The organism is Anaeromyxobacter sp. PSR-1, from assembly GCF_000964525.1.
GTDB lineage: Bacteria > Myxococcota > Myxococcia > Myxococcales > Anaeromyxobacteraceae > Anaeromyxobacter.
The window spans coordinates 1-11065 of record NZ_BAZG01000144.1 but is presented as its reverse complement, the minus strand read 5'-3'; the positions used below and the strand labels follow the sequence as shown (position 1 = coordinate 11065).

12 protein-coding genes are annotated in these 11065 nt (G+C 75.2%); 7 read left to right on the top strand and 5 right to left on the bottom strand.

Annotated features, from left to right (window positions below; translation table 11 throughout):
- Positions 1-179 precede the first annotated feature (179 nt).
- Positions 180-971, bottom strand: coding sequence for an alpha/beta fold hydrolase (locus PSR1_RS17430; RefSeq protein ID WP_059438723.1), 792 nt, complete (start codon positions 969-971; stop codon positions 180-182).
- 168 nt (positions 972-1139) lie between these two features.
- On the opposite strand from PSR1_RS17430, the gene PSR1_RS17425 reads away from it, so the two are divergent.
- The 3 genes from PSR1_RS17425 (at position 1140) to PSR1_RS17415 (ending at position 4405) form a co-directional block, all read left to right on the top strand.
- Positions 1140-2600 carry a TldD/PmbA family protein gene (locus PSR1_RS17425; RefSeq protein ID WP_059438722.1) on the top strand — a complete coding sequence of 487 codons (1461 nt, stop codon included), beginning with the start codon at positions 1140-1142 and terminating at the stop codon, positions 2598-2600.
- Complete coding sequence (locus PSR1_RS17420) at positions 2597-3919, top strand: TldD/PmbA family protein (RefSeq protein ID WP_059438721.1); 1323 nt, start codon at positions 2597-2599, stop codon at positions 3917-3919. Before PSR1_RS17425 ends, PSR1_RS17420 begins: the two co-directional genes overlap by 4 nt.
- Before the next feature lie 111 nt (positions 3920-4030).
- Positions 4031-4405, top strand: coding sequence for a response regulator transcription factor (locus tag PSR1_RS17415; protein WP_059438720.1), 375 nt, complete (start codon positions 4031-4033; stop codon positions 4403-4405).
- Between the two features lie 7 nt (positions 4406-4412).
- Here the strand turns inward: PSR1_RS17415 and PSR1_RS17410 are convergent, their stop codons facing one another.
- From PSR1_RS17410 to purS, 4 genes are read right to left on the bottom strand one after another with little or no spacing between them, the layout of a single operon-like run.
- Positions 4413-4838 (bottom strand): hypothetical protein, encoded by a 426-nt coding sequence (locus PSR1_RS17410; RefSeq protein ID WP_059438719.1) that lies wholly within the window; start codon positions 4836-4838, stop codon positions 4413-4415.
- A complete protein-coding gene (locus PSR1_RS17405) occupies positions 4835-5488 on the bottom strand; it encodes an alpha/beta hydrolase (protein WP_059438718.1) in 654 nt (217 codons plus the stop codon). The genes PSR1_RS17410 and PSR1_RS17405 overlap by 4 nt, the downstream gene beginning before the upstream one ends.
- Positions 5489-5529: 41 nt before the next feature.
- Positions 5530-6186: a phosphoribosylformylglycinamidine synthase subunit PurQ gene (gene purQ, locus PSR1_RS17400; protein WP_059438717.1), complete on the bottom strand. Its 657-nt coding sequence runs from the start codon at positions 6184-6186 to the stop codon at positions 5530-5532.
- A gap of 18 nt (positions 6187-6204) precedes the next feature.
- Positions 6205-6450: a phosphoribosylformylglycinamidine synthase subunit PurS gene (purS, locus tag PSR1_RS17395; protein WP_012527872.1), complete on the bottom strand. Its 246-nt coding sequence runs from the start codon at positions 6448-6450 to the stop codon at positions 6205-6207.
- Between the two features lie 64 nt (positions 6451-6514).
- Here purS and PSR1_RS17390 point away from each other — a divergent pair, with 64 nt between their 5' ends.
- From PSR1_RS17390 to PSR1_RS17375, 4 genes are all read left to right on the top strand, one after another.
- Entirely contained in the window at positions 6515-7789 is a 1275-nt protein-coding gene (locus PSR1_RS17390; protein ID WP_059438716.1) for a hemolysin family protein, read from the top strand.
- A 113-nt stretch (positions 7790-7902) separates the two neighbouring features.
- A complete protein-coding gene (locus tag PSR1_RS17385; protein ID WP_059438715.1) occupies positions 7903-8358 on the top strand; it encodes a hypothetical protein in 456 nt (151 codons plus the stop codon).
- Positions 8359-8403: 45 nt separating this feature from the next.
- A complete protein-coding gene (locus PSR1_RS17380; RefSeq protein ID WP_237758105.1) occupies positions 8404-9777 on the top strand; it encodes an MFS transporter in 1374 nt (457 codons plus the stop codon).
- 210 nt (positions 9778-9987) lie between these two features.
- Positions 9988-11065, top strand: a 1078-nt coding sequence (locus PSR1_RS17375) for a HEAT repeat domain-containing protein (protein ID WP_237758103.1), incomplete at its 3' end; no start/stop codon positions are given.

The following is an 11065-nucleotide window of genomic DNA, read 5'->3' as shown; positions in this document are numbered from 1 at the left end:
CGCTCATTCCGCCGGATGCAGGCCGCTCACCCTGAGCGTAGGCGGGCCCTAAGGCCCGCCGGAGTCGAAGGGTCATCCCGAGCGTAGCGCGGCCGCACGGCCGCGCGGAGTCGAGGGAGCCTGCGCCGCGGCTCCGAACCCCGCTCATCCTGAGCCTGTCGAAGGATGAGCGGAGGCCGCTACGCCGGCAGCCCGTCCACGAACGCGGTCAGCGCGGCGTCGAACGCCGCGGGGTTCTCGACGTTCGCGAGGTGGCCCGCGTCCGGGATGGTGACGAGCTTCGCGCCCTTCACGCCGTCGGCGATCTTCCTCGCCTCGGCGGGCGGGGTCATGCCGTCCTCGGCGCCCACGATGACGAGCGCCGGGCAGGCGATGGTCGCGAGCGTGGGGATCGAGTCCTGGCGCTTCGCCATCCCGCGCTGCGCGGCGGCGACGCCCGCGGGCGTGCCGTCGAGGATGAGGTGCCGGACCTCCTTCACGACCGCCGCGTCCGCGCCCGGCCGGAGCAGCTTCGGCACCATCTCGTCCGCCACCCAGCCCAGCCCCTTCTCCAGGGCGGTGCGCGCGAACTTCTCGCGGTTCGCCTTGCCGGCCTCGTCGTCCGCGCCGGCCTTGGTGTCGCAGAGCGCGATCCCGCGGAACAGGCCGGGCGCCTGGCGGTACAGCTCGAACGCGAGGTAGCCGCCCATCGACAGCCCCGCCACCGCCGCGCGCCCGACGCGCAGGTGCGCGAGCAGCGCCCGCACGTCGCCGGCGAGCAGGTCGAGCGTGGACGCCTCGGGCGGCGTGCCGCTCTTGCCGAGGCCGCGGTAGTCGAGCGCGATCACCCGGTGCTTGCGCTCGAGCGCGGCGACCTGCCGCGTCCACATCCCGGAGTGGAGCGGGAAGGCGTGGAGGAGGACGACGGCGCTCGAGCCGCTTCCGGCGTCGCGCCAGTGGATCTCGGTTCCGTTCAGGTTGGCGACGGGCATTCCCGAAGCATTAGCACTCCGGTGCGCGCCCGTCCGCTTCCCGCCCGCGGCCGCCCCGGGCGGCGCGGCCGAGGGACGGCGCGGCGGCCACGCGGGCAGGGCGCCCCGGCCGGATCCGCGTTACACCTATCCACTCGGACCCGCCCAGGCGGCGGAGCAAGGGATCGGATGAGCGAGTACGGACAGGGGGCCCCGGCCGGCCCGCGCGAGGGGATCGGCTACTTCGCGCGCTTCGGCGTGACCGAGCGGATGATCGCCGAGACGCTCTCGGCGGCGCTCTCGCGCGGCGGCGACCACGCCGACGTCTTCTTTCAGCACCGGGTGTCCTCGGACCTCGGCGTCGAGGACGGGGCGGTGAACCGCGCCTACGCCAGCGTCGAGCTGGGGGTGGGCGTACGCGTGGTGAAGGGCGACCAGACCGGCTACGGCTACACCGAGGACCTCTCGCTGCCGGCGCTGGTCGAGTGCGCCCGCACCGCCGCGGCCATCGCCGACGGCCCCTCGCGCCCCGGCCCGCAGCGCCTGCACGTCCAGGGCGGCCTGCCCGACCGCTACCCGCTCGTCCGCCCGTGGAGCGAGGTGCGGCCCGAGGAGAAGCTGCCGCTCGTCGCCGGGCTGAACGAGCGCGCCTTCGCGGCCGACCCGCGCGTCAAGAAGGTGAACGTGTTCCTCCGCGACGAGGACGGCGCGGTGCTGCTCGCCGACTCGTCGGGCCGGGTGGTCGAGGACCGCCAGCCCATGACGCTGCTCTACCTCTCGGTGCTCGCCGAGGAGAACGGGCGGCGCGAGCAGAGCGGCTACAACGTGGCCGGCCGCGCGGGCTTCGAGTTCTACACGCCCGAGCGGCTCGACCGCGTGGTGCGCGAGGCGGTGGACCGCACCTCGGTGCTGTTCGAGGCGGGCGCGCCGCCGGCGGGCGAGATGCCGGTCGTGCTCGCGGCCGGCTCCTCCGGCATCCTGCTCCACGAGGCCATCGGCCACGGCATGGAGGCCGACTTCAACCGCAAGGGCGTGTCCATCTACGCCGACAAGATCGGCAAGCCCATCGCGAAGCCGTTCGTGAACATCGTGGACGACGCCGCCAACCCGGGCGCGCGCGGCGCCATCAACGTGGACGACGAGGGGAACGCGGCCGGCACCACGCACCTGGTGGAGAACGGCGTCCTCGCCACCTACCTCCACGACTCGATCTCGGCGCGCCACTACGGCGTCGCCCCCACCGGCAACGGCCGCCGCGAGAGCTACCGCTACCCGCCGCTCCCGCGCATGCGCTCCACGTACATGCTCCCCGGCCCGCACCGGACCGAGGAGATCATCCAGTCGGTGAAGAAGGGCATCTACTGCGTGAACTTCTCCAACGGCCAGGTCAACATCGGCGCCGGCGACTTCACCTTCTACGTGAAGAACGGCTGGCTCATCGAGGACGGGAAGCTCACCCGCCCGGTGAAGGACGTGAACATCATCGGCAACGGCCCGAAGGCGCTCGAGCAGGTGGACATGGTCTCCGACGACCTCGCCATCGACGAGGGCGGCTGGACCTGCGGCAAGGACGGGCAGAGCGTGCCGGTCTCGCAGGGCCTGCCCACGGTGCGCGTCGCCTCGATGACGGTCGGCGGGAGGGGCTCGTGAAGGACCTGCTCGAGATCGCGCGCGAGGCCGCCGCGCTGGCGCGGCAGCGGGGCGCGGACGAGGCCGCGGTGGGCGCGTACCGCGCGCGGCACGTCGAGGTGGCGTGGCGCGACGGCCGGCTCGAGAAGGTGAGCGAGGCGACCACGCGCGGGCTCGGCCTCGACCTCTACGTGGACGGCCGCTACGTCTCGGTGGGCACGAGCGACCTGCGCCCCGAGGCGCTGGAGCGGTTCGTGTCCGACTCGGTGGTGCTCGCGCGCACGCTCGCGCCCGACCCGTACCGCCGGCTCCCGGATCCGGAGCTGTACCAGGGCCAGGCGGCCATCGACCTCGAGCTGGAGGACCCGCACCACGGCGCGCTCGACGCGGCGGAGCGGCGCCGCCAGGCCGAGGCCATCGAGGTGGCCGCGCGCGCGGTGCCCGGCGCGCACGCGATCCTGTCGGTGTCCACCAGCGTCTCCGACTCGCTCAGCGAGAGCGCGCTCGTCCACACCAACGGCTTCGAGGGCCGGCGGCGCGGCACCGACTTCTGGATCGGCGCCGAGGTCACGGTGAAGGACCCCGACGGCCGGCGCCCCGAGGAGTACGCGTCGTCGGGCGCCCGCCACCGCGCCGACGTGGAGTCGCCCGAGGTCATCGGCCGGCGGGCGGGCGAGCGGGCGGTCGCCCGCATCGGCACGCGCAAGGGCGAGTCGGCGGTGACCGCGCTCGCGGTGGACAACCGCGCCTCCGGCCGGCTGGTCGGCTCGCTGTTCGGGCCGCTCTCGGCCTCCTCCATCCAGCAGAAGCGCTCGTACCTCGAGGGCAAGGTCGGCGCCGAGGTGGGCAGCCCGCTCCTCGACGTGCGCGACGAGCCGCACGTCCGCCGCGGCCTCGGCTCGCGCCTGTACGACGGCGAGGGGCTCGCGGCGCGGCCGTTCCCGGTGTTCGAGCGCGGCGTGCTCCGCAGCCTCTACGTGGACACCTACTACGGCCGGAAGCTCGGCCTGCCGCCCACCACCGGCCGCTCCTCGAACCTCGCCTGGAAGCTCGGCGAGCGCTCGCAGGCGGCCCTGCTCGCCGAGATGGGCGAAGGCGTCCTCGTCACGGGGTTCCTGGGTGGCAACTCGAACGGGACCACGGGCGACTTCTCGCTCGGGGTGCGCGGCTTCCGGGTGCGCGCCGGTGCGCTGGCGGAGCCGGTGGGGGAGATGAACGTCTCCGGCAACCACCTCGAGCTCTGGAAGCGGCTGGTGGCGGTGGGGGACGACCCCTACCGCTACTCCGCCATGCGGACCCCGACGCTGGTGTTCGAGGGCGTCCAGCTCGCCGGCACCTGAGCGCGGCGTGCGGGTCGACCCGCCCCGCAGGCCGTCCCCGGGCCCAGGGACCCCCGCCATGCCGAGGGTGCGAATTTGCAGGCCGAGCGGGGCATGGATATTCCTGTAGTCGTGGCGCGCGTGCTCATCGTCGACGACGAGTCGGACATCCGCCAGGCGGTCGCCGAGGTGCTCGCCGAGGAGGGCCACCAGGTGGTCGCGGCGGGCGACGGCGAGGAGGCGCTCGCCCAGATCCGGGCGTTCCACCCGCAGCTGGTCCTGCTCGACCTCATGATGCCGGTGATGAACGGCTGGGAGTTCCGGGCCGCGCAGAAGGGCGATCCGGACATCAGCGCGATCCCGGTGGTGATCCTCTCGGCCATGGGCCGCGAGGGCGCCATCGACGCCGACGGCTACATCCAGAAGCCGTTCGACCTCGAGATGCTGCTGTCGGCCGTCCGCCGGCACGCCCAGTCGGCGTCGCCGCCGGCGGCGCAGAACGCGTAGCCCTCGCCTACCTCCGCCACGCCACCGCGACGCCCGGCAGGCGCCCGCCCGCGCGCAGCGCCTCGATCCCTCTCCGCCCCGCGTCCACCGCCTGCGCCACGCGGTTGGTCGCGTCCGCGTCCGCCTCCAGCGTCTCGCAGGCCGAGGAGAGCACCTCGCCGAGCAGGCGCCACTCCGTGTCCAGCGCGCCGCCGTCCGGGCCCGCCTGCAGCCGCACCAGGCCGGTGGTCCGCGCCCAGGCCTCCTCCGGTGGCGCGCCGCGCGCGAGCGCCTCGCCCACGGCGCCCACGAACGCCTCCACCACGCCGTCCAGCGCGGCCGCGGGCGGACGCCGGCCGTCCCACGCCGTGGCGCGGGCCGACCGCCAGATGCGCGCCAGCTCCCCTCGCGCCGCCGCGATCGCCTCGCCGGTCCGCCGGGCGTCGAGCCTCACGGGATCCGCGCCTCCTCGAGGAGCCAGCCGAGCGCCGCCTCCGCCTCGCGCTGGAGCGCGGGGAGGTCCTCGGTGAAGAGGTGCGTCGTCCCGGGCACCACCGCGAGCCGCCGCGGCCCGCGCGACCCCTCCAGCACCGCGCGCACGTCGTCCGGCAGGCCGAACGCGTCCCGCTCCGCCTGGACCACCGCGGCCGGCTGCTCCACCGCGCGCGCGTCGGCGGCGTCGCGCACGAGGTCGAGGTCGGCCGAGCGGAGCGCGAGGCCCGCGAGCAGGAGCCCGCGCACGCGCGGCTCCGGGCCGCCCGCCAGGATCGTCATCCACGAGCCGAAGGAGAACCCGCAGCACAGGAGCGGCAGGTCCGGGTGGCGCGCGGCGAGCCAGCCGAGCGCGGCGCGCGTGTCCTCCACCTCGCCGAGGCCGCGGTCGTAGGCGCCCGCGCTCAGGCCCACGCCGCGGTAGTTGAAGCGGAGCGCGTGGCCGCCCTGCGCGCGCACCGCCCGCGCCAGCCGGTAGGTGGCGTGGTTGTGCATCGTGCCGCCGAAGCGCGGGTGCGGGTGGCACACCAGCGCGGCGAACCGCGCGCCGGGCACCTCCTCCAGCAGCGCTTCCAGCCGGCCCGCGGGCCCGGTGAGATCGACCTGTGGCAACGTCCGTCCTCGGCCCCCCGGGAGCGGGCGGCGCCGCCCGATCAGCCGAGCAGCGCCGCGAACATGCGCTTGCCGTCCTCGAGGCCGAGGATCGACTCGCTGGCGCGATCGGGGTGCGGCATGAGGCCGACCACGTTGCGCGACGGGCCGCCGGAGATGCCGGCGATGTCGCGCGCCGAGCCGTTCGGCGCGCCGCCCACGTAGCGGAACACGACGCGCCCCTCGCCCTCGAGCCGGTCGAGCGTCTCCGGGTCGGCGAAGTAGTTCCCCTCGGCGTGCGCGATGGGCATGGTCAGCGACTGGCCGACCAGGCCGCGCGTCACCGGCGTCTCCTGCCCCTCGACGCGGATGGTGACGTCCTTGCAGATGTACTTCAGCGACGCGTTCCGCATGAGCACGCCGGGCAGCAGCCCGGCCTCGCACAGGATCTGGAACCCGTTGCAGATGCCGAGCACCGGGCCGCCCCGCTCCGCGAACGTGACGAGGTCGGCGATGACCGGCGAGAAGCGGGCCAGCGCGCCGCAGCGGAGGTAGTCGCCGTAGCTGAAGCCGCCCGGCACCACCACCGCGTCGAGCTTCTCGGGCAGGCGGTCCTTGTGCCAGACGTACTGGGCCTCGGCGCCCATGACGTGCTTCACCACGTGGTAGCAGTCGTGGTCGCAGTTGGAGCCGGGGAAGGTGAGGATGCCGACGCGCATGGTGCGGTGCCGTCCGAGCTAGAGCTCGATCCGGAAGTCCTCGATGACGGTGTTGGCGAGCAGCTTGCGGCACATCTCCTCGAGCCGCTTCCGCGCCTCGGCCTCGGGCAGCTTCTCGTCGAGGGCGACCTCGATGAACTTGCCCAGCCGGACGTCCGAGACCTCGCCGTAGCCCATCGCGTGCAGGGCGCGGTTCACCGCCGACCCCTGCGGGTCCAGCACCCCGCGCTTGAGCGTGACGTACACGCGCGCCTTCTTCGCCATGCGCGGGTTTATAGCAGAATCCGCCCCGTGCGCCTCACCCGGGTTTTGCTAGGGTACGGGGTCGATGGAGGGAGCTTCGGCAGCGGAGATCTCGTGGCTGGTCGCGGGGATCGCGGCGCTCCTGGCGCTGCGGGCGGTCGCCGCCGCGCTGGAGGCGGCGCTGGTGGCGGTGGGCGTGCCGCGGGCGCAGGCGCTCGCCCGGGCGCCCGACGCGGGCGCGCGCGCCCGGGCCCTCGGCGCGCTGGCCGGGGACGCGGAGGCCACCGCGTTCACGCTCCGCGCCGCCGCCACGCTCGGCACGCTGCTCGCGGGCGTGCTGGCCGGCGCCGGCGGCCCCGCGCTCGTCCCCGGGCTGCCGCCCTGGCCGGCGCGCCTCGTGGCCGCGCTGGTCGCGGGCCTGCTCTCGTTGCCGCTCTCCGCCGCGGCGCGGGGCCTCGGGGCCTCGCACGGCGAGGGGGTCGCGCTCTCGCTCTCGCTGCCGTTCCGCGGCCTGAGCGAGCTGCTCCGGCCGCTCGCCCGCGTGGTGGCCTGGACCGCCGGGCGCCGCGCCCGCTTCTCGCTCCCGCCTCCGCCGCTCGACGAGATGGAGCGCGCGCTCGCCGAGTACGCCGGGCGCGCCGGCGCCGGCTCGGAGGGCACCCGCGAGCTCATCCACAACGTCTTCGAGTTCCGCGAGAAGGTCGCGCGCGACGTGATGGTCCCGCGCACCGACGTGGTGGCGGTGGAGATCGGCACGCCGGTGCCGGAGATCATCCGCACCCTCGCCGAGGAGGGCCACTCGCGCATGCCGGTGTACCGCGAGAGCCTCGACCAGATCGCCGGCGTGCTCCACGCGCGCGACCTCGTCCCGCTGCTCGCGCACCCCGAGCTCATCGTGCTCGCGGACATCCTGCGCCCGGCGCACTTCGTCCCGTGGTCGAAGCCGGTCGAGCAGCTCCTGCGCGAGATGCAGCGCCGCCACCTGCACATGGCGTTCGTGGTGGACGAGTTCGGCGGCGTGATGGGCATCTGCACCATCGAGGACGTGCTCGAGCAGATCGTCGGCGACATCCAGGACGAGTTCGAGGAGGACGAGGGGCGCGAGGTGGAGCAGCACGCCGACGGCACGTTCACGGTGCAGGGCGGCGCGCCGGTGGCGGAGTTCAACCGCGCCGCGCAGGCCGCCGTCCCCGAGGACCAGGGCTTCGAGACCATGGCCGGCTTCGTCTCCTCGCTCGCGGGCGCGATCCCGGCGCGCGGCGACCGGTTCTTCTGGAAGGGCTGGGTGTTCACCGTGGCCGAGGCCGACCCGCGCCGCGTGGTGAAGGTGCGGGCGGCGCGGGTGAAGCGCGGCGGGTAGCGCGCCGGGGTCCCGCGGCCGGTCGGCCGGTGGGCGGGCGTGAGCCCCCCGGGCGAGTCCCGCCCCGCCGCGGCCGTGCCGGGCGGGGGGCCAGGGGTTACCGTTCGGGCGCCATGACCGATGAACGCAACGGCGTGCGGCTCGGCCAGGCGGTCCGCGATCTCGACGGCCGGCCGCTGGGTCGCGTGGACGCGCTCTACGAGTGGGGTTTCCGCGTGGTGAAGGGCTTCCCCATCCTGTTCCGGCAGGAGCAGGTGCTCCGCTACGACGAGGTGCGCGGCGAGCGCGACGGCGCGCTGGTGGTGGCCCGCAGCGAGGCGGCGCTGCTCCAGCTGGCGGAGGGGGAGATCCCGGACATCTGGCGCGTCCCCACCCCGCGCGCGTTCCCCGCCGCCGCCACGCCGTCCGAGGCCCGCGACCTGTTCGCGGAGCTGGCCGCCGGGCGCGCCGCCTCCGCCGCGCCGCCGCCGGGCGTCCCCGAGCCGCAGCCGCTGCCCGCCGAGGACGAGCGGGACTACGTGCGGAGCCGCGGCGAGTCCTTCCCGGCGGGGCCACCCCCGCAGCCCTGATCTCGGCCCGCACCTCCGCGGCGCTCTCGGGTAATGTGCGCGGCCATGACCGAGGCCGCCCCCTCGCCGCGCCCGCAGCCGGCCGGCTACCGTTGGCTGGTGCTGCTCGCCTGCAGCGTGGCGATGTTCGGCAACTACTACGTCTTCGACGCGCTCTACCCGGTCACCCCGCTGCTCGAGAAGGCGTTCGGGTTCACCGGCGAGCAGGTCGGCCTGCTCGACACCGCCTACAACGTCGCGGCGCTGCTCACGCTCCTCGCCGGCGGCGTGCTCATCGACCGGCTCGGCACGGCGCGCTCGTCGGTGCTGTTCGGCGCGATCGGCGCGGCCGGCACGCTGCTCATCGCGTTCGGCCCGGTGCTCACCCCGGGCACGCCGGCGCTGGGCATGGCGGCGGGCCGGTTCGTGCTCGGCGTCGGCTCGGAGCTGTTCATCGTGGCCGCGACCACGGTGGTGGGGCGCTGGTTCAAGGGGAAGGAGATCTCCTTCGCGCTCGCGGTCCAGCTCCTCATCGCGCGCTTCGGCTCGCTCGCCGCCGACCAGTCGCCGAACTTCGCCGGCGGCCTGTTCGAGCGCGGCTGGCAGGCGCCGCTCCTGCTCGCCGGCGTGCTGGGCGTGGCCTGGTTCGTGTTCGCGGTGGTCTACGCCGGGCTCGAGGCGAACGCGGCGCGCCGCTACGGGGTGAAGGGCACGGTCTCGACCGACAAGCTGGTGCTCGGCGACCTGGTCCGGTTCGATCGCGCCTACTGGTGGGTGGTCGGCCTCTGCGTCGCGTTCTACGCGACCATCTTCCCGTTCCGCACCTTCGCGAACCTGTTCTTCATCGACTACCGCGGCCTCTCCAACGAGGCCGCCGGCAGCCTGAAGAGCGTGCTGCCGCTGCTCTCGATGATCGGCATGCCGCTGTTCGGGCTCCTCGCGGACAGGTTCGGCAAGCGCGCCCTGATGATGGCGGCGGGGTCGGCGCTGCTCGTGCCGCCGTTCCTGCTCATGCTCTGGTGGCACACCGGCGTGGTGCTGCCCGAGGTGAAGCTCCCGCTGCTCGGGACGGTGCTGGCGGCGGGCACGCCGCTCGAGCTGGTGCTCGCCATGGCGATGATGGGGCTCGCCTTCGCGCTCGTGCCGGCCGTGCTCTGGCCGGCGGTCACCTACCTCGTGCCCGGGGCGCGGCTCGGCTCCGCCTACGCGCTCATGACGTTCTGCCAGCAGGTGGGCTGGGCGGCGATGAGCTGGGGCATGGGCAAGGTGAAGGACGTGGGGCACGCCAGCGCCGCCGCGCCGGGCGGCTGGGTGCCGGTGGTGCTGATGCTGGCGGTGCTCTCCAGCGCGGGCTTCGTGTTCTCGTTCCTGCTCTGGCGCTCCGAGCGCGGGGCGGGCGCGCACGGGCTGGAGGACGTCACGCCGGGTGAACACGCCTGAGCGCGTGAGCGCCGGGCCAGGACGCCCGGTCCGGGCCGGGATCACCGGCCCGGGCCGCCCGTCAAGTTGTTTGCCATCGGGATCCCGAACCCGTATGCTGCGATATCGACGCAAGATCCCGGGATCAGGCGGGATCTCGCGGGCGCGCGGCGGCGGGCGGCGCGTTGGCCCGAGGGCGGGTGAATGGCGGACGGGGCGAAGGTCAACGGAGTGGCGGCGGCGATCGATCCGGAGGGGCTCCTCAGGAGCGCGCTCGAGAAGATCGTCTTCTTCGAGTGCCGCGTGTCCCAGCTCGAATCCGAGCTCGCGGCGGCGCGCACCATCGCCGAGCGGGCGCGCGCCGACGCGGCCAAGGCGCACCGGCGCGAGGTGGAGCTGGAGCAGGCCGCCTCGGCCGAGCGCGGCGCGCGGGCCGACGCGCAGGCGCAGGCGGACGACCTCGTCGAGCGGGTGCGGCTGCTGGAGGGCGAGCGGGAGCGGCTCCTGTCCGGCCTGGTGGAGCGCGCCCGCATCGGCGGCGCGCCCGGCGCGGACGGCGCCCCCGGCCCGGACGAGGGCGGGGCGGACCTCGCCGGTTTCATCGCCGAGCTGCGCGCCGAGATCGAGACGCTGCGGGCGTGGAAGGCCGCGGCCGAGGCGGGCGGCGTCCGGGTGGACGCCGGCGGCACCGTGCACGTGCCGAAGGCCCGCGAGGGCGCCGAGGCGGTGGCGCAGCTCGCCGGCCGGTTCGAGGCCGAGGGGCGGGTGGGGCTCTCCGGGCGCGACACCGACCGGATGAAGGAGCTGCTCGCCACCCGCGCCGACCGCGTGCTCTACGAGCGGTCCATGGACGACCTGCGCGCCCCCGACGCGCGCACCCGCCAGCGCGCCGTCCGCACGCTGGAGGCGCTCGGCTCGAAGGCGGCCGCGCCGCTGCTCGCCGCCGCGCTCGGGCGCGAGGAGGACGGCGAGGTGAAGGCGGCGCTGCTCGGCGCGCTGGCCCGCTTCAAGGAGCCGTTCGCGGCGCCGCTGGCGCAGCGGGCGCTCGAGGACGCGCGCCCGGCCGTGCGCGTGGCGGCGCTGGAGGCGCTGAACGCCGTCGCCGCCGGCGACGCGGAGCCGCGGCTCGCCGGCGCGCTCTCGGATCCGAGCCCCATCGTCCGGCGCCGCGCGGCGCTCCTGCTCGGCTTCGCGCCGGGCGAGCGCGCCGAGGCGGCGCTCTCGGTCGCGCTCGGCGATCCGGACCGCGGCGTGGCCCGCGCGGCGGCGGCGGCGCTGTCCGGCCGGCCCACCGCGCGCGCCCAGGGCG

What these genes read in the sequence shown, in the direction of transcription:
- PSR1_RS17380 (WP_237758105.1), top strand. Translation starts at nt 8,404, where the DNA reads ATGACCGAGGCCGCCCCCTCGCCGCGCCCGCAGCCGGCCGGCTACCGT.
- PSR1_RS17390 (WP_059438716.1), top strand. Translation starts at nt 6,515, where the DNA reads ATGGAGGGAGCTTCGGCAGCGGAGATCTCGTGGCTGGTCGCGGGGATC.
- purQ (WP_059438717.1), bottom strand. Translation starts at nt 6,186, where the DNA reads ATGCGCGTCGGCATCCTCACCTTCCCCGGCTCCAACTGCGACCACGAC.
- PSR1_RS17385 (WP_059438715.1), top strand. Translation starts at nt 7,903, where the DNA reads ATGACCGATGAACGCAACGGCGTGCGGCTCGGCCAGGCGGTCCGCGAT.
- PSR1_RS17425 (WP_059438722.1), top strand. Translation starts at nt 1,140, where the DNA reads ATGAGCGAGTACGGACAGGGGGCCCCGGCCGGCCCGCGCGAGGGGATC.
- purS (WP_012527872.1), bottom strand. Translation starts at nt 6,450, where the DNA reads ATGGCGAAGAAGGCGCGCGTGTACGTCACGCTCAAGCGCGGGGTGCTG.
- PSR1_RS17430 (WP_059438723.1), bottom strand. Translation starts at nt 971, where the DNA reads ATGCCCGTCGCCAACCTGAACGGAACCGAGATCCACTGGCGCGACGCC.